At 58.2% G+C, this 25,384-nt stretch carries 23 protein-coding genes and 5 pseudogenes; 15 read left to right on the top strand and 13 right to left on the bottom strand.

From position 1 onward, the window contains the following. The first annotated feature begins 667 nt into the window (after positions 1–667). The 7 genes and pseudogenes from A3AU_RS0132200 (at position 668) to A3AU_RS1000000141065 (ending at position 7,089) form a co-directional block, all read left to right on the top strand. Positions 668–1,447, top strand: a complete 780-nt coding sequence (locus tag A3AU_RS0132200) for a phytanoyl-CoA dioxygenase family protein (RefSeq protein WP_006331729.1) — start codon at positions 668–670, stop codon at positions 1,445–1,447. A 327-nt stretch (positions 1,448–1,774) separates the two neighbouring features. After that, positions 1,775–3,775 (top strand): class I tRNA ligase family protein, encoded by a 2,001-nt coding sequence (locus tag A3AU_RS0132195; RefSeq protein ID WP_027056517.1) that lies wholly within the window; start codon positions 1,775–1,777, stop codon positions 3,773–3,775. A 1,455-nt stretch (positions 3,776–5,230) separates the two neighbouring features. Continuing rightward, a pseudogene (locus A3AU_RS1000000141070) lies at positions 5,231–5,299 on the top strand (hypothetical protein); the annotation flags it as partial. Between the two features lie 25 nt (positions 5,300–5,324). Next, complete coding sequence (locus tag A3AU_RS0132190) at positions 5,325–5,528, top strand: CCE_0567 family metalloprotein (RefSeq protein WP_027033222.1); 204 nt, start codon at positions 5,325–5,327, stop codon at positions 5,526–5,528. Beyond that, entirely contained in the window at positions 5,525–5,842 is a 318-nt protein-coding gene (gene fdxB / locus A3AU_RS0132185; RefSeq protein ID WP_027056516.1) for a ferredoxin III, nif-specific, read from the top strand. The genes A3AU_RS0132190 and fdxB overlap by 4 nt, the downstream gene beginning before the upstream one ends. Positions 5,843–5,879: 37 nt before the next feature. Next, positions 5,880–6,200, top strand: coding sequence for an exopolysaccharide production repressor protein (locus A3AU_RS0132180; protein WP_027056515.1), 321 nt, complete (start codon positions 5,880–5,882; stop codon positions 6,198–6,200). A 622-nt stretch (positions 6,201–6,822) separates the two neighbouring features. Then, positions 6,823–7,089, top strand: a complete 267-nt coding sequence (locus A3AU_RS1000000141065; protein WP_418001090.1) for a DDE-type integrase/transposase/recombinase — start codon at positions 6,823–6,825, stop codon at positions 7,087–7,089. 255 nt (positions 7,090–7,344) lie between these two features. On the opposite strand, the gene A3AU_RS0132165 is transcribed toward A3AU_RS1000000141065, so the two are convergent. The 3 genes from A3AU_RS0132165 to A3AU_RS1000000138645 all read right to left on the bottom strand — a co-directional run bounded on the left by A3AU_RS0132165 (position 7,345) and on the right by A3AU_RS1000000138645 (position 11,526). After that, positions 7,345–8,649 (bottom strand): HlyD family type I secretion periplasmic adaptor subunit, encoded by a 1,305-nt coding sequence (locus tag A3AU_RS0132165; RefSeq protein ID WP_032918521.1) that lies wholly within the window; start codon positions 8,647–8,649, stop codon positions 7,345–7,347. Positions 8,650–8,676: 27 nt separating this feature from the next. Next, positions 8,677–10,395 carry a type I secretion system permease/ATPase gene (locus A3AU_RS0132160; RefSeq protein WP_032918520.1) on the bottom strand — a complete coding sequence of 573 codons (1,719 nt, stop codon included), beginning with the start codon at positions 10,393–10,395 and terminating at the stop codon, positions 8,677–8,679. Between the two features lie 348 nt (positions 10,396–10,743). After that, positions 10,744–11,526 (bottom strand): calcium-binding protein, encoded by a 783-nt coding sequence (locus tag A3AU_RS1000000138645; RefSeq protein ID WP_027056510.1) that lies wholly within the window; start codon positions 11,524–11,526, stop codon positions 10,744–10,746. A gap of 529 nt (positions 11,527–12,055) precedes the next feature. Here A3AU_RS1000000138645 and A3AU_RS0132150 point away from each other — a divergent pair. The 5 genes and pseudogenes from A3AU_RS0132150 (at position 12,056) to A3AU_RS0132125 (ending at position 15,085) form a co-directional block, all read left to right on the top strand. Then, the gene (locus A3AU_RS0132150; RefSeq protein WP_027056509.1) at positions 12,056–13,069 is read left to right on the top strand and encodes a 1-aminocyclopropane-1-carboxylate deaminase; all 1,014 of its coding nucleotides are present in this window, start codon (positions 12,056–12,058) and stop codon (positions 13,067–13,069) included. Positions 13,070–14,045: 976 nt separating this feature from the next. After that, positions 14,046–14,238, top strand: a pseudogene (locus A3AU_RS1000000140675) (ATP-binding protein); the annotation flags it as partial. After that, entirely contained in the window at positions 14,207–14,536 is a 330-nt protein-coding gene (locus A3AU_RS1000000140220; protein WP_154674712.1) for a hypothetical protein, read from the top strand. The pseudogene A3AU_RS1000000140675 and the gene A3AU_RS1000000140220, both read left to right, overlap by 32 nt. 38 nt (positions 14,537–14,574) lie before the next feature. Beyond that, positions 14,575–14,712, top strand: coding sequence for a hypothetical protein (locus A3AU_RS1000000140670; protein WP_245235624.1), 138 nt, complete (start codon positions 14,575–14,577; stop codon positions 14,710–14,712). Between the two features lie 175 nt (positions 14,713–14,887). After that, positions 14,888–15,085, top strand: coding sequence for an XRE family transcriptional regulator (locus A3AU_RS0132125; protein ID WP_027056507.1), 198 nt, complete (start codon positions 14,888–14,890; stop codon positions 15,083–15,085). 304 nt (positions 15,086–15,389) lie between these two features. Here the strand turns inward: A3AU_RS0132125 and A3AU_RS1000000137130 are convergent. After that, positions 15,390–16,424, bottom strand: a pseudogene (locus tag A3AU_RS1000000137130) (LacI family DNA-binding transcriptional regulator). 96 nt (positions 16,425–16,520) lie between these two features. Between A3AU_RS1000000137130 and A3AU_RS0132110 the strand changes: the two are divergent. Further along, complete coding sequence (locus A3AU_RS0132110; protein WP_027056506.1) at positions 16,521–16,712, top strand: hypothetical protein; 192 nt, start codon at positions 16,521–16,523, stop codon at positions 16,710–16,712. A gap of 730 nt (positions 16,713–17,442) precedes the next feature. Here A3AU_RS0132110 and queC read toward each other — a convergent pair. The 6 genes from queC to A3AU_RS1000000139385 all read right to left on the bottom strand — a co-directional run bounded on the left by queC (position 17,443) and on the right by A3AU_RS1000000139385 (position 20,587). After that, the gene (gene queC, locus A3AU_RS0132100) at positions 17,443–18,180 is read right to left on the bottom strand and encodes a 7-cyano-7-deazaguanine synthase QueC (RefSeq protein ID WP_027056504.1); all 738 of its coding nucleotides are present in this window, start codon (positions 18,178–18,180) and stop codon (positions 17,443–17,445) included. A 4-nt stretch (positions 18,181–18,184) separates the two neighbouring features. Further along, the gene (gene queD, locus A3AU_RS0132095; RefSeq protein ID WP_027056503.1) at positions 18,185–18,538 is read right to left on the bottom strand and encodes a 6-carboxytetrahydropterin synthase QueD; all 354 of its coding nucleotides are present in this window, start codon (positions 18,536–18,538) and stop codon (positions 18,185–18,187) included. After that, positions 18,535–19,170 (bottom strand): 7-carboxy-7-deazaguanine synthase, encoded by a 636-nt coding sequence (gene queE, locus A3AU_RS0132090; RefSeq protein WP_027056502.1) that lies wholly within the window; start codon positions 19,168–19,170, stop codon positions 18,535–18,537. The genes queD and queE overlap by 4 nt, the downstream gene beginning before the upstream one ends. A gap of 236 nt (positions 19,171–19,406) precedes the next feature. Continuing rightward, the gene (locus tag A3AU_RS0132080) at positions 19,407–19,868 is read right to left on the bottom strand and encodes an iron-sulfur cluster assembly scaffold protein (RefSeq protein WP_027056500.1); all 462 of its coding nucleotides are present in this window, start codon (positions 19,866–19,868) and stop codon (positions 19,407–19,409) included. A 26-nt stretch (positions 19,869–19,894) separates the two neighbouring features. Then, complete coding sequence (locus A3AU_RS0132075) at positions 19,895–20,215, bottom strand: HesB/IscA family protein (RefSeq protein ID WP_027056499.1); 321 nt, start codon at positions 20,213–20,215, stop codon at positions 19,895–19,897. Between the two features lie 234 nt (positions 20,216–20,449). After that, positions 20,450–20,587 carry a hypothetical protein gene (locus A3AU_RS1000000139385; protein WP_154674711.1) on the bottom strand — a complete coding sequence of 46 codons (138 nt, stop codon included), beginning with the start codon at positions 20,585–20,587 and terminating at the stop codon, positions 20,450–20,452. A 619-nt stretch (positions 20,588–21,206) separates the two neighbouring features. On the opposite strand from A3AU_RS1000000139385, the gene ectB reads away from it, so the two are divergent. Both ectB and A3AU_RS0132055 read left to right on the top strand, forming a co-directional pair. Continuing rightward, the gene (ectB, locus tag A3AU_RS0132060) at positions 21,207–22,466 is read left to right on the top strand and encodes a diaminobutyrate--2-oxoglutarate transaminase (protein ID WP_032918518.1); all 1,260 of its coding nucleotides are present in this window, start codon (positions 21,207–21,209) and stop codon (positions 22,464–22,466) included. Then, positions 22,456–23,298 (top strand): 2OG-Fe(II)-dependent halogenase WelO5 family protein, encoded by an 843-nt coding sequence (locus tag A3AU_RS0132055; RefSeq protein ID WP_027056496.1) that lies wholly within the window; start codon positions 22,456–22,458, stop codon positions 23,296–23,298. Before ectB ends, A3AU_RS0132055 begins: the two co-directional genes overlap by 11 nt. Here the strand turns inward: A3AU_RS0132055 and A3AU_RS1000000140215 are convergent. The 3 genes and pseudogenes from A3AU_RS1000000140215 to A3AU_RS1000000138630 form a co-directional block, all read right to left on the bottom strand. After that, positions 23,207–23,761, bottom strand: a complete 555-nt coding sequence (locus A3AU_RS1000000140215; RefSeq protein ID WP_081709751.1) for a hypothetical protein — start codon at positions 23,759–23,761, stop codon at positions 23,207–23,209. The two genes, A3AU_RS0132055 and A3AU_RS1000000140215, sit on opposite strands and share 92 nt — an antisense overlap. Before the next feature lie 367 nt (positions 23,762–24,128). Continuing rightward, positions 24,129–24,341 (bottom strand): annotated as a pseudogene (locus A3AU_RS1000000138635) (helix-turn-helix domain-containing protein); the annotation flags it as partial. 436 nt (positions 24,342–24,777) lie between these two features. Beyond that, a pseudogene (locus tag A3AU_RS1000000138630) lies at positions 24,778–25,162 on the bottom strand (transposase); the annotation flags it as partial. Between the last annotated feature and the right edge of the window lie 222 nt (positions 25,163–25,384).

Below are 25,384 nucleotides of genomic sequence, written 5' to 3'. Positions count from 1 at the left end.
ACATGCCCTTGGACCTATGGGCGCATCGCTTAATTCTGCGGGCGAGAATTTGCCCCACGGTCGTCGAAACCGTACAAGGTCGCTCACTCGAAAGTGCCCAGTGGCCCTAGCGGCCATGGCTGCGTCGGCCGTTAGCGGAGGCCTCCCGCCCGTAGCGATGCGTGTGGTGGCTGGACCGGGTAAGGTAATTGATCGGGACCAGCTTAGGGAACCCGAGGACCCGGCTTGGCCTCGGATGGGCAGTCTAGCGCCGAACTTGTGCGGACAATACTCGTTTTTGGAGCATCGATGGACCCGATGCCAGCGACGTGCCTCCCTGATCGCCCGACCGGAACGGGAACTTGTCGCAAAAATTTTCGCGGCGCACGACTTGCGTTGCGTCAGGCTGCACGAAAGGTCGTCTTATCGGGCAGTCGCACCATCAACAGCATGCTCGGCCGTGACTACTATGCAGACGTACCGGATCGATAGATCTTTACGGGCCTGGGCGATCTCTCCATTGAGGAGGGACAACAAAGCCTTGCAATCCACCCGGAGCGGAACGCACTTTGCGTCGCCGTCTGCATGCCGTGGAGTATCGTCTCCGTGGGCCCACACCCTGACGGCGCCCGACTGCCTCTAACCGGAATGTTTGACCAACCACTCTTTCCAACAGGAGGCTTTTCGCATGTTGACCGATGCACAAAGAGAAAAGTGGAAGAAAGACGGATACGTCAGGCTCGAGAGGTTCTTCGATCCCGCGACTCTGGAAGGTATTTCCAGATCTGTTGAAGACATATCACGCTGGGATGTCAGCGACGATAAATGGCTCATGTGGTTCGAGAAAACGACGGACAATCGGAAGATCATCTCCAAGGTCGAGAATTTTCTCGACTTCCATGACCCATTGCGTCGTCTCCTCCTAGAAGATCAGCGCATCAAGTCTGCGGTCGAGGATTTGCTTGGCGAAGATTCGCGCAGGCTCAAGGAATTGCTGATTTTCCACTATCCCGATACCGGCGGCTATCGCCCGCATCAGGACATTTATCACATTCCACACAGGCTGCCCGACCGGATGGTTCATGCGGTCGTTGCCATAGCCATTGACGACTCCGACCCGGACAACGGCGGCCTTTTCTTCAGTCCCGGCAACCACAAGAAGGGGGTATTTCCCATGGATGCCGGCGGGGTGATCGATCCTGAAGTTGCCGAAAGGTTTTCCTGGGAGCCCATAGTATGGAAGGCTGGAGACGTCTTCATCTTCGACGATTACGCACCGCACTACTCACAACCGAACAAAAGCAATCGTTCTCGGCGGACACTCTACTTGGTGTTCCAGCGTGCTTCAACCGGTGGACCGACCCGCGCTGAATATAACGTGCTTAAGCGCGCCCTTAATCCGCCAGAGGGCAAAGTGGCCGATCTCGACAACCTCAAGCCCCCAAACGGCATTTTCTATCGGGATTGAGCTGACGGAACCAGGCGAGGCGTCCACACGATACTGATCGACCGCTAAAAAATGCGCGCAGAGCAGGACGTTCTGATTGCCGGCTACTGGACCCCGCCCGCAGTCCGTTACAACACTTCGGTATGTCGATTGTGCAGGTGTCGCCGGGGGTCTTCTGTAACGCCTAGAGCCCCACTGGCGCTCGTCGTCGCCCGCCTGGGCCCCAGAGCCGGATTATTCTGACGGAGCCGGCCAACGTGTCGGGCTACCGCCTCTCTTCGCAACTTGCAGCAGAGCCTGTTGCGTTGGCAGCCGAAGATACCACTGCTTCAACAGCTGAGGTTCGTCATGCGCAAATCCACGTTTTCTCGAACGGAGCTGTCGCGGGCGTTCGGCATCGACATGGCTACGCTTGGGACGGGAAGCGCGGGCACCGGGTTTTCATTTGGCAAGGTGGCACCAGGCGTCACATCCGAGCCCCATCGGCACGACGAAATCGAGGCCTTCGTGGTCCTGTCTGGAGCGGGCAAGGTCAGGACCGACCTTGGGGAAAGCTCGGTCGCAACCGGCGATGTCGTTCTGTTCCATCCTTTTGAAGCGCATGTGCTGCACAACGATGGGGTCGAAAACCTAAACTTCGTCGATGTCTACTGGCGCGACGGCAAGGCCGCCCTCGCAGCTGCTGCACAGGTCGCGATTCCCCGCGGGCCGATCTTCGTCTTCTCCACGCCGCCGACGCCTAATGGCGATCTGCATCTGGGGCATCTTTCTGGCCCTTATCTTGGCGCCGATGTCTACACGCGTTTCCTGCGCATGAAAGGGGTCGAAGCCTATCACCTGACTGGAAGCGACGATTGCCAGAGCTACGTGGCCACGCGAGCCGATGCCGAGCAATCGACGCCCGCAAAGGTGGCGCGCCACTACGCCCATGAGATTCGAGCCACGCTTGCGCTTCTCGACTGTGAGGTCCACAGCTTCCTCCCGACTTTGGGCGATAGCGCTTATGCAGAGTTTCAAGCCGCGTGTTTCCGTAGTCTTCTGAGCAGCACGGCGGTAGATCTGCGCCAGAGCCCTGCGCTCTTCGATGCTGTGACAGGCGACTACCTTTACGAGCCGGATATAAGCGGCCTCTGCCCCGATTGCGGCAGCTCCGCTGGTGGCAACATCTGCGAGGAATGCGGCGCACCGAACCTATGCCACGACCTAGATGCAGTCCGGTCGCGGCACTCGGCCGAGGCGCCGGTGGTCGGCTCCGTGCGCCGTCCCGAACTTGCGCTGGAACGGTGCTACGACAATATCGACCGGCATTTAAGGGCGTCGGGCGCCCCCGTTCGGATCATGGACCTCTTCGCGCGTCTACGCCAACGTGGCGACTTTTCCGTGCCCATCACCCACCCCTCGGACTGGGGCCTGCCAGCCGAGGGGCTCCCGGGGCAGGTGATCTGGGTCTGGCCAGAGATGGCGTTTGGTTTTCTTTACAACATCCAGGCGTTAGCTACATCGCTCGGTCGAGACTGGAATGCGGCCCTGCCCAGCAATGACTGGCAGATTGTCCATTTCTTCGGCTTCGATAATTCCTTCTATCACGCCCTGCTTTATCCGGCGCTTTATGCTGAGGTCTTCTCCCACTGGACCCCGCGCATCCGGTATCATGTGAACGAGTTCTACCTGCTCGACGGCCAGAAGTTCTCGACCAGCCGCGGTCATGCGGTCTGGGGCAAAGAGGTTCTGGGCCCAAAGACAGTCGATGTCGTCCGTCTTCATTTGGGCCTGACACGCCCGGAAGGTGAGCGAACGAACTTCACGCTGGACACGCTACGCCGCACCGAGAACGAGGTGTTCCAAGGGATCTGGCTGAATTGGCTTGATGCGCTGCACCGGGAAATCAAGCAGGACTTTGGCGGCTGTGTGCCCGATGCAGGCGACTGGGCTCCCGCCGATCGCGCTTTCTTTGCTCGGATAGAGATCCATCGCGCGGCGATGGAACGCGCCTATTCGGACGATGGCTTCTCGGTCCGGCGCGCGGCCGCGCAGGCCTGCGATTTTGTGAGCGATTGTGTAGTCTACCGACAGGCGCAAGACTATACAGCGGCGCGACGTCTCTATCCCGCCCGCACCCGGACTTCGCTCGCCCTTCAGACGACGGCCGCTGCGATCCTGGCGCAGACACTCGCACCGCTGATGCCCCGATTCGCCAGCACGCTGGCGCGAGCTATCGATGGCGTCTCGACCGAAACATGGCCCACGTCCGTCCGGCGCCTTGCGCCAGGAACGACCTTTGATCTCGGACCCGTGCTAGGCTTCTACACCAGAGCAGAGCTTCCTGTTCTCAATGAGGAGGAGGCATAATAGCCTATCGTGATTTCGACCAGATTTGGGCGGCAATCAAAGCCGAGGATGCCGAAGCTTTACTCGCTACCACTGGCTGCCCGAAGGCCACTCCCAGACCATAGGCACAAACACTGGCCGGGCTTAACCAACATATCGTCGAGACGCCGGCCCGCGCCCTGGAGGATCGCTCGGTTGACAGCTTTCGAGCGCTTGCCATTCGTGCGCCAAATGCCGAGCGGGCTGCACTGCGCTGACCAACTTTTTCGGAATCGCGGAATTTCCAACCTATAGCCAGCCGATCAAGAAGGTCATGCGGTTCGGGGCGCTGGGTGGCCTAGCTGTGCGCGCCCGCGCTTCGCGGCGGCGAATGATGCTAGATGAGCCGACGCCAACATTACCGCAGGGCAGACAGCCAAGCCGCTCTCGCCCTCAAGCGTCTGGACGCATGATGCGTGTCCAAAAGCTGACAGCAGAAAACATGTCGGGTTCAAAACAACCGGCCATCTTGGGCTTGTAAGGTTTCGAGGCAGAATCATGCATTTACTGCGGGCAACGCGCTGGCATGACGTTTGCTGGTTGAGATCGGCAATACTGAGTGAGGGCTGATCGCATGAGAACACGCAAGACTTTGATGGTCTCCTAACCGGTGTGTTCCGTTCTGAGAGAACCAGCTCGCGCATAAACGTCAGGAAAGGTGTGGAATGGAGAACAACATGTTGCGTAGAGAGTCCCCGGCTCTTCTGATCAAAGTGGACGACTGGCTGCGTGGCTAACCTCTCACGAACTTTCAGCCCGGCAAGGTGTCGGGATGACAAGTGGAATGGAGCCCTGATCAATTCGCGCATTTTCTGCGGCGCGCTCGCAGTAACTGTGTTCATGGAGCACAGGGTCGACGGTCTGCTCCAGGTCAGGGCTCGGACCTTAGACTTCCAACCGAATAGCCGCGGCGGCGATATTCGACGCGAATTTGGCCCGTCGTTGAAGACGTCACAGTCCAGGACCTGTTCAAGGTCGGCCATAGGGGCAGCATTTACGTGGAATCGGCCTGGCGGCTGCGTAAGCGGGCCCGAAGTCAGCGTAACCGAAAGCAGAAATCCTCCGTTGAGGACGAGATCTGAAATTGAGGAAACGAAATGTCTCACGCAACGCTTGGCCCTGCCGTCAACAAGGATGGCGAGGCCCTTTTCCCGCCCGTTCGTCAAATGCCTCCTGCGGCTGATCCGTGCTCAGGATTTTCACGGCTCATGCCAACGGAAATCGGACACCGGGCTGCCGGCCGATTTTACTATCACCGAGGAACTGCGCCGGAATATCCACTCATTGGCAATCCGGCTCCGGACGTGCTGTGGAGGCTCGACATGTCGGAGCTGGCGATCGAGGAGCGCTCAGGCGTGATGACATTGTCAACAACAGAAATCAAACGTCTGTCGAGACGTCTACCGATTCGGCTTCGAGACTCTCCGGAAACTCGCGGATACCGGCGCGAAACTGGTCGGCGATGTGACTGCAGCTATTGCCTATCCTGAAGTGGCGCGGGCGTGAAGAAACCCATTTTCGAGGAAGGATCATGTCAAACCTGGATGAGATGGCGAAGAAAGTCCGAAAGCTTCAACTGCGCGCGGCAATTGCCAAGACGAACTTGCGCGACCTTGCCGAGGGTCTCCCGGTCAAATGGATTGAGATAGAGGAAGTCGCCGAGAAAACGCATGCCGTTTATGCCGAGTTGGATGGTGCCAGGAGAGAGCTTGCCAAAATGAAGACTTTGCGATGAGGAGCAAATTCATCAGCCGCGACGGCTCCATATGGGTGCCGGAATATCTGATCGCTATCGATGGCAAGATCTGTATCGGCTGCGGCCGCTGCTTCAAAGTCTGCTCGCGCGAGGTCATGCATCTTTACGGCGTCGATGACGCGGGTGAAATCCTCGGCGCCTGCGACGCCGATGACGACGATTTCGACGGTGAGCTCAATCGTATGATCATGGTTGTCGACCATGCCGGCCGCTGCATTGGCTGCGGAGCCTGCGGCCGCGTCTGCCCAAAGAACTGCCAGACCCATGTCGCGGCCGACCAGATCGCAGCATGAGCTGCATGATTTGACGAGACAAAATCAGGAGAACGGCATGCGCTTCATCATCTTTTGTCGGCTCCTCGGGCTGGTCCTGTGCGGCAACGCTGTGACGGTTTACTTCGCCTCGCATTCGTTCCGTCTAGCAGTCGTCACGACGCTGGGCTGTTCGCTACTTCTTCAGCTGGGCTATTTCGCAAGTGTGCTCTTTCTGATTTGGCGATCCAGCTGCGCTGGCAAAGCCGGGCAAGAAGCTGAACTTGTCGATAGGTCCCAGGAAGTTCGGTACCAGTCGAGCGACGATGAGCATTGGAATGAAACTCAAGATGTGCCACAGCGCAATCTAACGCTGGGCATATCGCTGCTCCTCCCTTGAGGCGCCGTGACAAGATCAGAGCTCAGATTCGTCACTTTTGGAGTCCAATTTTGACTCCCGGTTGGAGATCTGCGACCATCCGCTTGTCTCGGCGAGCGGATGGAGGGGGATGAATTGGTGGATACGATTGCCCGTATTCGGCGCGCTTTTTATGTTCCGGGGTGGTCGGTCAAACGGATTTGCTGGGACCTTGATCTATCGCAGTGCGCAAGATCCTTGCCAGCGACGCATAGAGGACGACGGCGCTGCTCGACTGGCCCACCCTATCACTACGAGATCGAGACCGGAAATGAGTCTTCGCGCTTCAAGACCCCGCCTGACGCGCCCCCACCGCCAAACAATCTGCACTCGCCCGGCTGCGCAACCCCGACCAGCTCCGTCCGGCGAGCGCTCCTCGTCGCGCCTATGCAAGAGGGGTCAATATTTGACGCTTTTGGGGAAAATTCGAGCGGCATTGACAGTTCGAGGCCAAGACCCAGTTCGCGGTCGTCTTCGGCGAAAGGTTCGTCAGCCAATGACGAGATCGGCCTCGCGCACAGAATTCCTGACAGTCCCTTCGTTCGCATCCGACGCAAACTGCATTATCTCTGGCGAGCTATAGCGCGACGATCAGCATGGCAACGTGCTCGACGTCTTGGTCCAAAGTCGCCGTAACACCGGGGCGGCCAAGCGCTTCTTTCGCAAGCTGCTGAAGAGTTTGTGCTACGCGCCCAGAGTGATCGTGACAGATAAACTCGGGTCCTATGGTGCCGCGAAACGTGAGATCCTGCCGGGCGAGGAACATCGGCAGAGCCGGTTTGTCAACAATCGCTGTGAGGTATCGCACCAACCGACCCGGCGGCGGGAACGCCACATGAGGCGGTTCAAATCAGCCGGACATGCGCAGTAGTTCCTCGCCACTCACACTCCGATCCACAACTACTTCCAGCTCTGCCATCATCGTCTCTCGGCCTGTGAGTACCGAGCTGCTCGTGATCGCGCCTACCTCACCTGGCGCGATGCGACTGGTGTTGCCCTCGTGGGCTGATGTGTACTCGCGTGACGGCTTCTCCCGCGGCAGCTTTGCCTCGCCGTCGCCAAGGTGACAGTATCGAGCCTTGCCCAAGATTGCTGGGTCTGGCAGCTGGGTTCATCGAAACCCAGATCATTCGTCACGAAATGCGCGCTCGATCTGATCCACCAGTGGCTTCGTAAGATAGCTCAATACCGTTCGGTCTCCTGTTTGGATGAACGCTTCCACGGGCATGCCAGGGATTAATTTTTGTTCCAGATTTCCGCTTTCGCCATCGGCGAGCGAAATCCTCGCAATGTAATAGCCCTGACCAGTTCGAGGCTCGGCAATCAGGTCTGCAGAGATTCGGGAGACAACTCCCCGCAATTCGGGCGTCGTACGTTGATTGAAAGCAGAAAACCTTAAATGCGCCTCTTGCCCTACATGGATTTGATCAATGTCTTGGGGAAGCAACCGTACTTCCACCACCAAGTCATCAGCATCCGGAACGATCTGCATCAGCGTTTCGCCCGGGCCGGCGACACCATCGACCGTGTGAACCGCAAGCTCGTGGACGTACCCTGCTTGGGGAGCCCTTATGTCAATTCTGCGGAGTTGATCTTCGGCTGCAATGCGTGCTTCCAAAAGTTCGGCGACTTTCGAGCGAACCTCAGCAAGCTCTCGCGCTGCTTGTGTCCGAGCTTCATGGTCCACTTGAGAAATTTTTAGCTCGGTTTCGGCAATGGCGCCCCTGGTGCGCGCTATGTCAGCGATAATGGATGCGGTTTCGCCTTCCAGACGCGCCTTTTCACGCTCCAGAGGAACCATCTCCTGAACAGTCGTCAGCTTCTGGTCGAAAAGCTTATGCTTGCTTTCAAGCTGCTTCTCCAAGTAGTTAATTTGTTTTTTGCTGGCAGAGGCTCGCTCTTTCAGCCCTTGTATCTGCTGTTGCATCTGCAACTCCTGCTCGAAGAGCTGAGCCTTCATGCCCTTATCGCCATTCGTGCGGGTTTCGAAGAGCTTCAGCTCTCCTGATAGGAACGCCTTCACCTCTGGTTCTGATACTCGTACGCGGAGGTCAGCAGGTATGACAATCTCTTTTTGGCCCGCCAGTTCGGCTTCCAATCGAGCTCGCCGAGCTGCAAGTTCGTCAAGCTGGTTATTAATAATCGCCAGATTTCCCCGTGCCTGCGTCCCATCAAGGCGTATTACGATGTCACCCGCTTCTACCCTGTCGCCGTCTCGCACACGTATCTCGCCAATCACTCCGCCAGCGGGATGCTGAACTTTCTTTATACTGCTATCCACAACGAGAACTCCCACGGCGATTACGGCCCCCGAGAACTCTGTAGTAGAGGCCCATCCACCCACGCCGCCCAAAAGCAGCACGATCGCCGAGAACCCAGCAATTAGATGTCGCTTGATCGATTGCGAGGTTTTGCTCCATGGCCTGACCATCAATGGGCCCCACTCTCTGCGACCACTCTAATACCGCCCTCGGGTCGGTACCGCCGCCGGGTCACCAGCAGGCGCACCCAGAACATCGCTTGTGAGCCCGAATGCGTGTTGTCGACCTTCCATCATTATTAACACGTGGTCCACACCAGCCAAGGCGCTCGGCCTGTGAGCTACGACGATAGCTATGCCGCCTCGTTCTTTAATCTTCAGAATGGCCTTGGTAAGAGCCTCGTCACCCTCGGCATCAAGGTTTGAGTTCGGCTCATCTAAAACCACCAAAAATGGATCGCCATATAGAGCGCGGGCGAGACCAATCCGCTGCCTCTGTCCGGCAGATAGGCCGATCCCCGCAACTCCTATAATGGTTTGGTAGCCATCCCCCAGGCGAAGGATCAAATTGTGCACGCCCGCGGCCCGTGCTGCTGAAATGATTGCCTCATCATCGGAGCTTTCAGCGAACCGCGAGATGTTCTCGGCAATCGTGCCCGCAAATAGTTCAACCTCCTGCGGAAGGTAGCCAATATGCTGCCCCAGCGCCTCTGGTGACCACTGGTCAAGTGCTGCTCCATCAAGACGAATATCCCCGCGCATCGGACGCCATACACCCACAATCGCCCGAGCCAGTGAGGACTTGCCCGAAGCGCTAGGGCCGATGATGCCCAACCCTTGGCCCGCTCGTAGTTCGAAACTAGCTTCCTGGACTGCTAGTCTACTGGCTCCAGGAGGCGCCACAGAAATCTTTTCTACCGACAAAGCCGTCACAGGTTTCGGTAACCGGGTGGGCTGAGGTTTCAGGGGAAGAGCCTGCAAGAGGTGGGAGAGACGCTGCCAGCCTTGCCGAGCCCCGACGAAACCTTTCCAATTTGCGATTGCACGTTCGACGGGAGCAAGTGCTCGGGCGCTCAGGATTGATGCGGCAGTTATTATTCCAACACTTGCTTGGCTATTGACGACCAGGTAGGCGCCCAAAGCAAGCACGCCCGACTGCAGCATCATCCTAAGAGATTTCGACAGCCCCCCTAACCCTGTCGCAACATCAGAGGCGCGCTGCTGGAAATCCATATAGCTTTCATTTGCAGCGCTCCAACGGCTTCCTACGCGCTTGGCCATTCCCATCGCGCGAACGACTTCAGCGTTGCGCCTGTTTGCTCCTGCAATGGAATTTCTGATGGTTCCGAATTCGGCTGTCTTGCGCGACGGCTCTCGGGTGAGCCGCTCGGTCATAAGCGTGACAAACACCAGAAGCAGAGCCCCGACCAGGACCGCGCTGCCTATCCACGCATGAAACATAAAGCAGATGCCAACGTAGAGCGGCAACCAAGGCAAATCGAATAAAGCTCCCGGTCCCCCACCGGAAAGAAAGCCGCGTATTTGATCCAGGTCACGAAGAGGCTGAAGACCATCTCCCGTCTCGCCGTTCACGAGCGGCAGGCCAATCAGCGTCTCGTGCACCCTCCCACTCAACCTCTCGTCAAGAAGTCGGCCGACGCGCGTAAACAGGCGTGCGCGGACCACATCCAGCCAGCCTTGGAAAAGGAAAAGACCGCCAGCAAGAATTACGAGACCAACAAGCGTTGGCACGCTACGACTTGGCAGAACCCGGTCATAAACCTCGAGCATGAAAAACGCGCCGGTCAAGTGCAGCAAGCTGATGACTCCGCTCATCGCCGCAGTACCTGCCAATGCCCAACGACAGGCGGCGATAGCTTCGCGAAGCTGCGAACCGGTTGCATGCTTGTTCGGCATTAATGGTATCCGTCGACGCTGGAGAAGGAGTGCGGCGCTGAGGGAAATCCCCTTGACATTACCCTCCAGCCCAGCAGATGGCGCTGACTCAGATGAACCTGCAGCTCCAGCGCGTGGGGACCGACAGCTCCGGCCACGGGGCTGCGCAGCATCCAGATCAGGGTTGCACTGCCCCGGCAGCCCCTGATCGATCTGGGACCTATGGCTCGCGCCAACGCGAAACCTTTCGTTGATGCGAGCCTCGTGGCAACCCCTCGAGAGTCGCCATGGCAAAGGCATGGCCTCCCGACGCAGGTCCGTCCACGATGGACGACTGGGCCCGGAGGCCGGAGCCTCCTCCTTGCGCCGTCAGAAGAGCAAGAAATAAAGTTCTGGGTGGTCGTGAACGTCCTCAGCCTTGACATCGAAGAGCCGGATCGAGTTGTCATTGCCGAGGTCGACAACCGTGTCGCCGTGGTCGTCGTGACTGGCGTGAGCGAGGTCGGCGAGCGTCTTGATGTTGGTGCCGTTGATCCCCTTGTTGACCTTGAGGATGTCCTCGCCAGGCTTGAAGTCCTGAACTTCATCTTCTTTGCCGCTGCCGCTCAGGAATATGAACTTGTCGTGGCCCAAACCGCCATTGAGCTTATCGACTCCGGCGCCGCCCAGCAGCAAGTCGTCCCCGTCCGCGCCAGAGAGCGCATCGTCTCCGCCGCCCCCCAGCAGGATGTCGTTCCCTTGGCCGCCAAAGAGATTATCTTGTCCGCCGTCGCCAAACAGGCTGTCGTTCCCCCCGGCGCCGGTGAGCACATCGTCCTGGGCGCCGCCTGTCAGGACGTCGTCCCCTTTTCCGCCCGTCTTAACCATCCCGGGTTGGGGTTCATGTCCAGGGTCGATGTCGGGATCAGGGTCAGGGTCAGGGTCGGGATCAGCGCCCCCGGAAAGGTCAGGGCCAAGAACAAGTTTAGGGTCCCCGGGACCAACAAATCGTTCAGGGTCGGTCTCGGGATCAGGGCCGCCTCCCGTGACCAACTGGGGGACGACGGCATCTCCACCGGCATGACGGTCGAGATCGTAATTGCCGAAGATCACGTCCGATCCAAATGTCGTGCGCAAGATCTCGCCAAGGTCTGCGCCATTAATCGTAGCCATGCCTATCTCCTTGTTAGGTCCGCCAGCCGAGAGGCCGCACTGTTTACGGCCGGCCCCGGAGGGGCGGACGGATCAACTATTGAGGACGCTGTGAGCGCGCCAAGGTGGGAGCCATCACGAACCTCCCATGCAGCCCTGATGGAGTATTCCGGAAGAGGGGTAAAATTGATTTGTTCGATGGCACCATCCACGCTATGGATGAACTATAGCGGAATGGGTACTGTCAACTTGGCGCCGGCGAGGCAAAGTTGCCGCGCGCAACTCGAAGCATGTTGCTTCGGGTGTCTGGCTGCGCTCGCAAAGCTGGCAAAAACGCAGATGCCGACCGCGTGTCGTCTTTGGTCCTAGGGATGGTCGCCTCATCGCAGCATGCCGGCATGTGGATCGCTTCGTTTCAATCGCAAGGAAAGCGCTGGAAATCCCCAAGGCCCTGATGGGAGGTCGAAGAGCGCGGCCGACCAATCCAAGCAGCGCTTATGGAACGAGTTTTGCGTGGCTATTTCAGCTGAATGATCATCGCGGAGAGAATATGCTGAAAAAATTCGAGCGTTACCCGCTCACCTTTGGACCCACACCCATCGAGAAGCTCGACCGGCTCGGCAAGCATCTGGGCGGCAAGGTGGAGATCTACGCCAAACGCGAGGACTGCAACTCCGGTCTGGCGTTCGGCGGCAACAAGCTGCGCAAGCTCGAATACATCATCCCTGACGCGATCGCGTCGGATGCCGATACCCTCGTCACCATCGGCGGCGTGCAGTCCAACCACACGCGCATGGTCGCCGCCGTTGCCGCCAAGATCGGCATGAAATGTCTCCTGGTTCAGGAGAGTTGGGTCCCCCATGAGGATGCCGTCTACGACCGGGTCGGCAACATTCTCTTGAGCCGCATCTTGGGCGCAGACGTGCGCCTGGTCGACGAAGGCTTTGACATCGGCATCCGGCACAGTTGGGAAAAAGCGCTCTATGAGGTCAAGGCAAGGGGCGGCAGGCCCTATGCGATACCGGCCGGGGCGTCTGTTCACCCGAATGGAGGTCTCGGCTATGTCGGGTTCACGGAGGAAGTGCGCGCCCAGGAGGAACAGCTTGGGTTTGCCTTCGACTACATGGTCGTTTGCACGGTCACCGGTTCAACGCACGCCGGCATGCTCGTCGGATTCGCCAAGGACGGTCGACAGCGCAACGTGATCGGTATCGATGCCTCTGCTACCCCGGCCAAGACCAAGGCGCAGGTGCTTAGCATTGCCCGACATACAGCGACCCTCGTCGAGCTCGGATCGGAACTTGCCGAGGATGACGTGGTGTTGATCGAGGACTACGCGCACCCGCGGTACGGCATTCCATCCGAGGAAACCAAGGAGGCGATCCGTCTGTGTGCGCGGCTCGAGGGTATGATTACCGATCCCGTCTATGAGGGCAAATCGATGCAAGGGCTGATCGACCTCGTCCAAAAAGGCTTTTTTCCAGAGGGCTCGAGGATACTCTACGCGCATCTCGGCGGCGCGCCGGCCATCAACGGTTATGGCTACACCTTTCGCAATGGCTGATGCTCGACAGATCTCCACGTGCTGTGCCTGCCGTAACAGCGCTGCGCCAAGTTTGACCGAAGGCCCGTTGGCAAACTTCAGCGGGCAGCTGTTAACTGCCGCCACGACGTGGGGTCGTGGTGCTGGCATGCTTGGCAGCATTTGCCTATGCTCAATGTGTCCTGGAGCCGCATAAGAAGAGAGAAGACATGGCCGTTTGACTTTTTTGTCATTTTGCGTTGCGGCGATAATCGCCGTAAATTTGATAAATTGTAAGCCACCGAAGATGTCGCGCAGGTGCGGAGGTATCTACTTGATCAGGTGTGGAAGCTGTGACCAAGCGTGCTCGAGCTGGTCGTCGTCGGCGAGCACATCGCCGCACACCCCCAGCGCGGCGGTGAACTGGGCCAGCACGGGCGAGGGAAGAGGCGTCCCCCGCGAGCGTGACAGCGGGGCAGGTCGGTATCCGGCTTAACGAGGCCTTGCTCATACCTTTTGCGAGCGTCGACGAGACCGTCGTCCCTTCGGCAATTTTGACCGAAACGGAGCGCGTTCAGCCGCCGCGTTGCCTTCGGGCGGGTTCGTCCACCTGGCGCTCTTTTAGCACCACGTGCGCAGGGGGCTAGGGCGTCGCCGAGCCGCTCTAAACGAAGGGGCGCGCGCGAGGAGGCGACGATGAGGTCGAGTTGTCCCCCGATCGCCTCTACATAGCTCTAGGAGTCGACAGATACATATCGGCCTGCTTCTCGATCTTCGAGACCGAGGGCTGCTTGATCTTGAGGGTCAAGGCAATCTCTGCCTGGGCCTTGCCCAGCCGCACGGCGCAGCTCGCCGAAGCTCTCGACCTCCCTCCTTAGCTCTTGGAAACGTGCGTCGACACGCCCCCGACGCTCCTCAGGGAGGGCTGCGATCACGTCATCAAGCCTGCGTTCCATCATTTCCTCTCCTTCTTGTTCGCCGCCGCCCGGCGGTGAGATGCCCTTGATGGCATTTGTCCAATGGCGTGTTGATTGGTGGCCCGGAACGGGAAGTCGCATCTGGCCATTGCCATCGCCCGGGCGCTCATCCGCGACAGCGGGCGCGGCCGCTACTTCGACGGAACAACGACCGCACTGCTCGATCATCTCACACATCGTTGCGAGATCATCGAAATCGGACATGAATCCTGGCGCTTCAAGAACCACGCCTGATCACCACATCGCCCAAGACGATCCGCGCTCGCCGGGCTTCGCAATCCCGGACCAGCTCCGCCCGGCGAGCGCTAAGCGCGATGCGCTGCAGCCAACTTTACCGGGATATTCGCTGCGGCCAAGCAAGACAGACACCTTCTCAAAAAAGCAAAACTGGGCTCATTATCGATGTAGCACCGCCATTGCTCTACTGGGTGGATTGCAGAGCGTGATTGACTTGCGCCGAGCTGGAACGGTCCGTGCAGGCCAAAATGCGTTCATAGGAAAATATGATCACTTGGCAAAAACGGCTGTTTGACCCGAATCTTTTCTTTTCAGTGGCTGAGCGGAGTCAGATTGGTCGATGTCTGCAGCGTGATGGGTGTTGCAATCAACGATGCCCAAAATGGCGTGCAGCATCTGGCGGTCAATGCCCTCAAGGGATTTGGCGGCCGAATCCTTGCGGTGGTCGACGACTTAGACAGTGATACTTAGCGCCCGTCCGTGCCGTCGCTTCGCTGGTGTGATCTGCATCTTTGGTTCCAGAAGAAGGGCAGGGACACGCCCAAGTGCGAAGTCGATCTCGTTACAGCGATTGAAGGTGGCTGAGACGCACGATCGCGAAAACTATGGGAAGGAGCAAAGTCATGACTGAAGAATCACCGGCGAAATGACCAGCGGCAACGTGTTTGCGGATTTGGGCTTTGACAATTCCGAAGAGGAATTGCGGAAAGCCAAGCTCGCCCGTGAGATCCGCGCCGTCATTAACCGTCGGCGCCTCACTCAAGCCAAATCAGCTCCATTGCTTGCCATGAAACAGCTCGACATATCCGCCGTAGTCATGGGCGAACAGGCAAGTTCTCTATAGATCGCCCGGTGCGCTGCCTCGATCGAGGCGCTTATAAGGTGGACGTTGTGGTGCGCCACAAGCCGCGCAAATCGGCGCCGACGACCGATGCAGCCTAATCATTGGCGCAAGCTTGGGGGCCAGCTCTCGACAAGGTCGGCTTCCTCGGAGATTTCCATCTCCTCGTCCTCTCCTGGCCTATTTCGGTTGCTGCGAGGATCATGAGTGCCGAGCTGCCCTTTGCGCCCCAGTTTTACTCCACGAAGCGGGTCGCTTCGCAGCCGCACGGATGACCGTATCCGGACGACGATGCCTCTTCCGATTCTTAAGTCCAAATGCTCTCTGGCGTGAGGATCTCGAACGGAACAAGCCGCTGTTCGATTAGCCGTGTGTCCGTGCGTTCATCATTCGCAGCATCACGTCGATGAGTTCTTCATGCATCCTGTCGATGGGATGGCACAAGGAAGCAGTAATCAAGCCTTCGCTCAATCCCTTGCGTGTCTCGGGCCCGATGTCGCGGCAGACGACCCGGATTTTACAATGCTCCACAGCGAGCTCGCGCATGGCACGCAGAACGCCGGAAATGCCGCCGCCATTGACGAAGATGCCGCGGAGCTCCGGCTCCTCCGCTATCAGCCTGCGAACGATTGCATAGGCGTTCCTCGGCGCTCATGGGTCAGGAGCGTTTCGCTGACGTGGAACTCGGGCGCGTGCTCGCGCATGTAGAGCGAAAGCTCGCATCCGAGATGTCTCGGAACTGATAACGGTTGCTGCCGATGAGAGGAAAGACGTTGCCGGGCCGACCGGACGTCTGGCTGATAAACCATGCGGCGGTGCGGCCGGCCTTCCAGTTGTCGGTCCCCACAAAGCCGGCCCGGCTGGCGGCGGACAGGTCGGTGACGTAGGCGATCACCGGAACGCCTTTGACGCGCAACTCGTCAATCGCCTGGCCGACGAGCGGGTGATCGGCCGAGATCACCGCGATTGCATCGGCGCTTCCGCCTTTCTTGAGCAGATTGGCAGCGACCGCTTCTGGGGAAGGGTCGCCCTGGAAGAGCACGTCTGGCTCAATAACCGCATCTGTGCGTCGCGCGCAGGCACCTAGAAGCGCCTCGGCCCAGATCCGGCAGAGCGGCCAGTGCGATTGCTGCATGAGAAAGCTCAAGTGCCGATGCGGGAGATTGTCCCGCCTGCGTTCGTGCAGCGGCCCCGAACTGCGGAAGCCGATCTGCTGCGCTGCGCTCAAGATGAGGTCGGCCGTCTGCGGTCGCAGTGTGCCAGTTCCGTGCAAGAGCCTATTGACCGTGGAAACACTTACGCCCGCGGCTTTCGCCAGATCGGCGATCGTTGGCCTGTTCATCAGCCGCCTCCCATTCGTGAATGACGTCTACCAAGTGCAAAGGCCATGTCAGCGGAAGACGCGTAGCTCTCCAGATCCTTCGAGGAGAGGCCTGACATGTTGGATGAAATCTCCGCGCCGCCTGACGCCAATCGGCAAGATTGTTCGCCCGCGGCCCCCATTTTTCCCGATGGCACCACGCGCGCTGCGGCTGTGCGATCCGAAGGCGGCGCGCTGCAACGCGAAGGCGCCTGGCTGACGTCAACGGACAGTGCTTTCTGGACCTCGACAACACTTTCGCCATTCTGATGCATAGGGATGGCTTTGCCCCGGCGCTTGATGCGGTCGCGCGCATCCTTCATGACGGCAGCGGCCTTTTCAATTCGACGGTACATGAGATCGACTTTGCTGAATTACCTGCTCGATTGTCTCCGGCGATTGTGCAGATCATTTCGTCAACTTCGACACTGAGGCTGTGACGATCGCCATCAAGACGGCACGCGCATTCACTGGACGCAGGAGCATTGCGAGATCGAAGGCGCTTATCAGGAATCCTATGATTGGGCCGAGGTAGGCCAGGGGAGGGATATCCGCAACATCGCGTCGCCGCAGGCGCCTGCGCCCGTGCCGGCTTACGCAGGCGCCGGCATCGATTGCCGATGAGGTCGTCATTCGTCGCTTCAATGATGCCAATGGTGCGGCCATGCGGGTTATGGACCTGCATGGACGATCCTCCAGGATAAGGGCAGGCTCGGGCATCAACCGCCTCTCGTCGAAACCAGACCTCCCCTTTTTCTTGGCGGTACGCTCCACGATCAATCCGACCGGGACCAAGGATAACAACCGCAGCCTGCTCGCCATGGTGCTGAACTCCCCTACCAAACAGCACCACGCGAACGGCAAAGATCATCAAGGTCGATGGCATGGAACAGCCCTTCGAAACGGCATCGAAGGCGCCCACCCTGGTCGTGCTGAACACCACAAAGAAAGGGAAACGATCTATGGAACAGATTGCCGCCGTCGGCCTGGATCTGGGCGCTCACGTCATTTCATGGGCGGCCAGGGGTGCCTCTTTGCAGGACCGGAATTGCTCCCATCCCGCTGCGCGAAGATGACACTCTATGCAGGTCCCGCAACCGAAACCCCAGCTATGTCTATGCTCACGGTCTCCGCTATAGCAGGTGTGGCTTCCCTCGCAGATGAGCTTCACCAGCGCCTCACCGCCCAGACAATCCGCCAGCGCCCAGGTCTGCGCCTTGTCGCGCTGCATGAGGGGTGTGTGAATGATGAAACGCGTCTCCATTCCAAGGTTCAGGGCAAGTTGCATCGCTTTGACTGCGTCATCCCGACAATCCGGGTAGCTGAAACGATCCGTCTCGGAAACGCCGATCACGAGGTGTTTCGCGCCCATCCGGTAAGCTATCGCGGCCGCAAAGCCGAGGAACAGAAGGTTGCGGCCAGGCACGAAGGTATTTGTTAGACCGTTCGCGTTCAGTGCGACCTCGACGTCGCGCGTGAGCGCGGTATCACTGATTTGGCCGAGCACGGCCATGTCAATCATGTGGTCCTCGCCCAATCGCCCACGCCAGGCCGGAAAGTCTTTTCGAATGCGCGCGAGCAGGTAGGGCCGCACATCGAGCTCGATCCGATGCCGCTGCCCATAGTCGAAGCCGATTGTCTCGACGCGGTCGAAGTTCTCCAGCGCCCAGGCCAGACAGGTTGTGGAATCCTGGCCGCCGGAGAAAAGGACGAGTGCGGTTCCCGGATCTCGTTGCATCGGGTCAACCCTCGTATTCAGCCCAGCACAGCGGTGTCTCGTAGACTGTTACCGAGCACATTTGGCCAAGAAGCGGCTTGGTTTGGTTCCAGATCCAGACCGCAATGTTTTCCGCGGTCGGATTGTCGAGACCTTCAATCTCATTCAGATACTGATGGTCGAGACGTTGCAGAAGCGGTCCGAACACAGCCTCGACATCGAAGAAATCGATGACAAAGCCCGTATCTGGATCGACGGGCCCCTCCAGACGCAGTTCCACACGGTAGGAATGGCCATGTATGCGGTGACAGCGGTGGGTTTCTGGCACCCGCGGAAGACAGTGCGCTGCCTCGAAGGTGAAAGCTTGCGTAATTTTCATGGGATCCCGAGAAACTTGTGGGTTTGCAGGCTCAGGCGCCAACGTGGGTTGGCAAGACAATAGGCCACTGCGGCGGTCGTATTCGCCTCGCGCTCGGGCCCATCCATCGGCTGAAGCAAAAGGTGCTCAAACGCGAGAACTTCGAAATGTTCGGGCTCCGCGCCAATCTGAGGATATACAAGCTTTAGCTCGTCCCCTGCCATGACCACGAGGCGTGCATTGCATTTCGGACTGACGCACAGCCAGTCGATGCCGGCGGGTGTGGGAATGGTACCGTTGGTCTCCACGGCAATTTCAAACGCCAAGCAATGCAGCGCTTCCAGGAGTTCTTCATCGATCTGGCAGAGGGGTTCCCCTCCGGTGAGCACGACAAGACGCCGCCCAGTACGCGTCCCGCGCCAGGCTTGCTCGATCGCCAACGCAAGCTGCCGTGCGGTGTCAAAATGTCGGCCACCGGGGCCATCGACCCCAACGAAATCGGTGTCGCAAAATCCGCAGAATGCTTTTGCCCGGTCGCCTTCACGTCCCGACCAAAGGTTACAGCCGGCGAAACGACAAAATACGGCGGCCCGCCCGGCATTTCGTCCTTCACCTTGAAGGGTGTAGAAGATTTCCTTGACCGCATATGACATTGCTTAAGCGGCCTTCGAGTGAGCAAGGGAGCATCTCTGCTGGCTTACGAGACGCGGCAAAAGGTGGGAAATGTCCCACTGCACGTTTTGTAGCGCGTTCCACCGTCGAGGCTCGTTACCGAAAACCCACTCGCTCGAACTCCACGCAGAATTAGGGTTCAGCGAGCGGAGGCTGCGGGGAAGGGCCTCTGGCTCCTCGAAGCTTATCACCACGAGAAACGCTTCGATCACGTCGCTCATGGCGATGGTGCCTTGACGAGGACGAGGCGTGAGAATCCTGGGGTCTCCTCGAAAGCCTTCCTTACAGCCCGGAAGAACTCGCTCATCAGACGCAAGCCGCGCTCCAGGATGAGGCGGTCGAGCGATGAGTAGGTCGTGTGCGGCGGCAGGGCGCGGAGAAAAACCGCCATGTCCTGATCGGTGATCTGAAGGGCTTCATCGATGGTCTTGCCGACGATGAATTCGGTAAATGTCGAGGAAGCGGTTATGGCCGAGCCGCGGCCGAAGGTCTGGAACGTTGCGGCAGTAATCGTCTCGGTCTTGGGGTCGAAACCCATTATCAATTTAAGCCCGTCGCCGCAGGCGACGGCGCCGACCTCGCCGGCCGCATTGGGGGTGTCCAAAGCGCCGACATTGTGCGGGTTGATGAAATAGAGCTTGTCGTTGAAGAGGTAGACGTTGTCGGTATTATCCCACACGGCGCCGATCCTTGTCGTGATGGCGGCTAGCCGAAGGACTTGCCGCAGGCGCATTTGTCCCGCGCGTTGGGATTGTCGAAAACAAAGCCCGAGGACTCCAGGTCCGTGACGAAGTCAACGGTCATGCCGGCGAGATGGGGCTGAGAGTTTGCGTCGACGAACACCTTGAACCCGTCCGTCTCCATGATGGCATCGCCCTCCCGCGAGACGCTTTCCAGACCCATCAGGTATTTGAGGCCCGCGCAGCCGCCCGCCTCGACCTTGATGCGAAAGCCTTCCGCCGGTTCGTCGGCCCGGGAAAGCGCGGCCTTGACGGCGGCGACGGCGTTTTCAGTGAGTGTGATCATCGGACTATTTTCTTGCTGATGCGTTCGCAAGCCAGGCTGCACAGAACGTGCCAGAGAGGAAAATTGGATTGAAACACCGGGTTAGCGGATTTGGCGCCCTCTCTCACATCCAACAATTGTCGGATGTCGAACAGAGTGAAGCTTTGCGTACAAAAAGCGGAATCGGACAAATCGCCAGTGTCGTCGCCTAAGCCAGCGTTTTCGATCATATGAATGTGGACCGGGTGGGAACTCTTAGTCGTGCTGCGCTCCAAAAGCGGCGCCGTCGTCACCACACAGTCCGGTGGCGAACACCGGGGTTGTCGATACCGCTTCGATCGCGTCTTCTCGAAGCAGGCGCGTCTGCGTCAGCTCGTGGGTGCCGAACACCACTCGCGTGCTCGGCCCGTGGCCTGCGGTGCGGAAGCCACCTCGCGAGGGGCCGAGGCATTGTATATGGCGTGAAGCCAGGAGGTGGGCCAGCGCGCCGCCCAGGAAACAGCGCAATCACCGCCACGGTGGCCACGGCCACAATTAGAGGCTGCGGTCAGTTCCAGTTCTGCCGCCAATTCGCGGTCCGGCTCGTTCGCGTTTCAAACGAAACCCGAGCGAGCACCGGTCTCGCCGTCACATCGAAGTGAGACATCGCTATCTGCCACAGCTACTCGTCGGCAAGGATCCCGTCACGGCCGACGTAGACAAATACCAAAGCATCGTGCTTGCAGTCATGCTGGAAAAACCGGTGCGGTTGTGTCAGTCGCCCCCGCCAACAACGCCGCCGATGGCGTTGCTGCAAAGGCGGGTACTGACTGTCACGCTATCGCTATCCAAAGCGATGCAACAGATTCGTCAAACAAGTTTACAGACTCTTTGCGAATGCAAGTCGCTGACCATGATACGTTCGCTTTAAGTCCGAGATTGGCCGTAGCTAATCGTCTAACTCAACGGTTTGGAATGCGTGAACATAGAACCTGCAGCGTTGATCGCAAGCCGCATACAGAGAGGCCCTTTAATGGATATCGGCATTTTCGAAGCTTATGAGTCTAACGTTCGTCGCTATGGACGATCATTTCCAACAGTCTTTAAAAAGTCACTTGGGGCGACAATCTGGGACGAGTCCGGAAAGCCATATATTGATTTCCTTGTAGGGTCCGGCGCGCTCAACTACGGTCATAACAACCCGGATATCATTGCGCCGGCAATTCAATATCTCGCCGATCAAAATATTGTCTTGTCGCTTGATATGTATACAGCTGCAAAGCGTGACTTCATAGAAGTGTTTGTCGAGTCGATCCTGAAGCCCCGGGGCCTTTCTTACAAGATACAGTTTCCTGGGCCGACCGGGACAAACGCTAACGAAGCGGCGTTGGCGCTGGCGCGAAAATATACCGGCCGCTCGAGTGTCATGGCCTTCACAAATTCGTACCATGGCATGTCGCTCGGCTCCTTGGCGGTGTCGGGATCAGCGTCAACCAGACAGCTTGGCGGCGTGGCTCGCCACGATGTGATCCGTGTCCCTTACGAGAACTATCCGAACCAAACTTTCGATTCCGCGAGTTACATTGATTACGTGTTGGGCGACCCAGGCAGCGGGATAGAAAAGCCGGCCGCAATCATCCTGGAGCCCATCCAGGCAGAAGGCGGCATGAACACCGCATCCGCACCTTGGCTCTCAGAAATTCAGCGCATTTGCCGTAAGCACGACGTTGTTTTCATCGTCGATGACATTCAGGCAGGTTCGGGACGAACGGGCGATTTCTTCTCATTTGAGTTCGCGAAAATCGAGCCCGACATCGTGTGTCTTTCGAAATCGCTAAGCGGTTCAGGTAGTCCGTTGTCCATAGTTCTGATTCGTCCTGACATGGACATATGGAATCCGGGAGAACATAGCGGGACCTTTAGAGGCAATAATCTCGCCTTTGTGACCTCCTCGGCCATGTGCACAATGTGGTCCGATAGGCAGTTTACTAAAGCCGTCGAGGGGACGGCCGTCAAACTGCAAGAACACCTTGATCGCCTCGTTGCGAAATTCCCCAAGTGCATCGAACAAAAGCGCGGCCGTGGTCTGATGGCCGGCCTCAAGTGCCGGTCACAGGCCGTTGTTGGCCGTGTGCACGATGTCGCGTTCGAAAACGGCCTGCTGATCGAATCCTCCGGGCCAAATCGCGACGTCATCAAAGTCCTTCCGCCGATAACAATCTCAGATGACGAACTTGATCACGGCATTGCCATCCTCGATCAGGCACTACAGGAGAAAACAAATGGCGACTAACCAAGCACCTCAAACGCCGGCCATCTCGCCTCTTACGATCGAGGAACGAACCGGCTCGATCAGCACTGCGGAGATCATCTCGGTCCTAAAAGGTGAGATCACGGCTCTGCACATCAGCCAAGCTTTCAGCACCGAAATAGCCGAGGAGATCACCGCGAAGTTTTTTAGCAGTCCCGGTCTCAGGGAGCGTAAAGACGGCGTCCCCGGACAATATGTGGGCGCATCCCACTACAGGAAGGATGCAGCCACCTATTTCGCGGAGGCAGAAACTGCGCGGCCGCACGTTGACGCTCTTTTTGGCAGTTTAGTTGACCCGGTCCGAGCCTTATTCGACGCGTTGAAGCGCGAGCTTCACAACCAAGGTATTGAATTGCGGCTGGCCCGTTCAGAACACGGTCAGGCTAACGTTTGTCGGGCTCTCAGTTGGACCGGAAGCGGCACATTTTCCTTGGATCCCCACGACGATGTCGCTCAAGTGTTACGCGCTGGGAACGATTACGAGCTTTCTGCGGTGGCGCACAACACCGTCGCAGCACTCAACTTTTATCCCAGCATGCCTGAGGAAGGTGGAAACTTGAGGCTATGGAGTCACAAGCCGACAGTCGCAGATCGAAAGTCGCAGGGTGTGGAGACCACGGGATATCCCTACTCCGCAGCTTATCTCGAGGCCGTGCCTAGTCGCGAAATCCAGCTCAAGGCCGGGGATATCGCGCTACTTGACGGCGGTTTCGTTCATGGGGTTACCGGTCAATCAGGCAACGGAAAGCGTCGCGTACTGCTGAACAGCTTTTTCGGATTTGCGCGACCAGATCTTGTTCTCTGGTGGACTTGAAGTTGGATGTCGCAGCGTAGACCCGTCGATCAGTATGGTATCGACGGCACATCTCGATGAGCTGTTGCCAACTGCGACAGTTGCGGGCAATGCGCTCGCGCGATTCCGCCTGGAGCAGAGCGGCGAGATCGTCATCGACCGTCTCGATGCAAAACCAGCCGAGCGCCACTAGGTGACGGCGCATTGCATACTGCAGGGCGCTCCAGTTGGTTGGGCCCGGAATCTTCTCGTCGATCAGGGCGCGCCACCACCGTTGAACGGGGGGGCGGCCGCTCACGATTGCGGACGCCGATGCGCACATAAAGGATCGCCTTGCGCCAACGTGGTCGAGGTTCAGGCGCACCGGTAGCTTTGTCCGCATCAGGCGCGTCTCTTCGGGCAGCGCCTGCGATGGCGATATCTGCGCGGTATTCGCATCGTGCAGTTTGAGATCGAACTGATATGGCGTGGGCTGGCGCGGCATAGACCCCCGATACGCGTGGTAGGCTCTGATGCTGAGCCCGAATCGTATTTGGCCGTTGCGTCCTGTAGCAGCGTCACCAAGACGCCAACGTACTGGGGGCAGTTGCGCCATGCCGTTCAGACCGCGCCTGCAGCGGAAAACCTTCCGGCCGGCTGTCTCGATCACCTCGCGAATGTGAACACAAGCCCAGCCCGAGGATGCCATGACCAAAAACTCGCGTTCCCCACGTCCTCTCGGCGTTGTTTCGTTGTATTGTTCAACACTGCGAGGCCGCATTCATGGCTCAACTATGAGCCCCCGGCAACCACAACGGAATTAATGGCGCAAGCGCCTTCGTTAACTTCTCTAACCATCGCCGGAGGACAGTTCAGAGGGCTTCCTCCAGTTCGATAATCCCGAGGCGTACCGCCTTGATAACAGCGACCGTTCTGCTGCCCGTGTCCAACTTGCGCATTATGTTTTTTATATGAAAATTCACGGTGTTTTCCGACCTGCCAAGTATTCGTCCTATCTCCCAAGACGATTTCCCTCTAGCTGACCAGAGTATGCACTCTATCTCCCTTGCGGAAAGCACGGGAACTTCTTCGATCGGGGGGTGATCCATAGTTTCTTCTCCGCAACCGTTTGCACCGAATATTCAGAACGGCGCACAAAGCTGCGGCTAAGGCTCGGCGCGGCGTCCTTGGCAGGTCGGTGTTAAAGCTTTAGCACGGAGTTGCCCTTAGGAGAGTTATCTGAACGTGAAATTACTATTCATTTATTACACAATTTCAAAAAATGGTGAAACATATTAGATCTTGATAATTGTGAATAGGATTTCTCGAAAGTCGGTTCGATCCAGTTGTAAGATGGGCTTGGCTCATGGTCCGCGCGCCAATCCGACGGGAGGACGAACATCTCGCGGGCAATCCTTCCCACTTTTTCCTCGTCGCTCGAACTGGCGGGCCCGCAGTCCGAGTATGTCGCGTCCGAGGTCTTCTTGGCCTTTCCACATAAAATCAAACCTCAGTTCCCGGTTTGGGCTGCGCCAGCACTGCGCTCAGGAACTTTGTAGCGATGTCACCCTCCAGCAGCCGGTCGCGGTTGTTGGAGCACATCCAATGATCCCAGGCCGCATCGTCGACGGCGATCCCGACGAACTAGCGGAACAAGAGGTCGTATTCCAGCCGCTCCATCAACAGCCGCGCCGAGCGGATCGAATAGAACGCCTATAGCAGCGTCTCTGGCGGGACGACGGCCGCCCGATCGGCGAGGATAGCGCGGCAAACTCCCGCTCCAGCGCCGAAAGCGTCTCGTTCACAATTGCCCGAATACGGCGCAACAGATGATCGCGCCGAACCCGAGCCTCAAGTCCACGTAGCTGAACAGTTCGCCCGTCTGTCCGTCACTGCCACGGTTCACTCCCACATCTTCGCGGTCAGAGTGAATCACGAACCTGAGACTGTCGCGAGGCCTTTTTAAACAGCCTGCTAGGGTTGTAACGTTGCTTTGCATATCGATGCATCTCAGTGCGCTGAACACACCATGGCTTCTAGAGGTTGCGGGAAAGCGATACTACGGCATCTGGTAGTGGACGCGTCCGGTTATAGGCGGGAGAGACTTTTAGCATGAGGGACAGCACGC

The sequence above is a fragment of the Mesorhizobium erdmanii USDA 3471 genome (assembly GCF_000472705.1).
Lineage (GTDB): Bacteria > Pseudomonadota > Alphaproteobacteria > Rhizobiales > Rhizobiaceae > Mesorhizobium > Mesorhizobium erdmanii.
The sequence above is the reverse complement of the archived record's forward strand: the minus strand, read 5'-3'. Positions and strand labels throughout refer to the sequence as shown.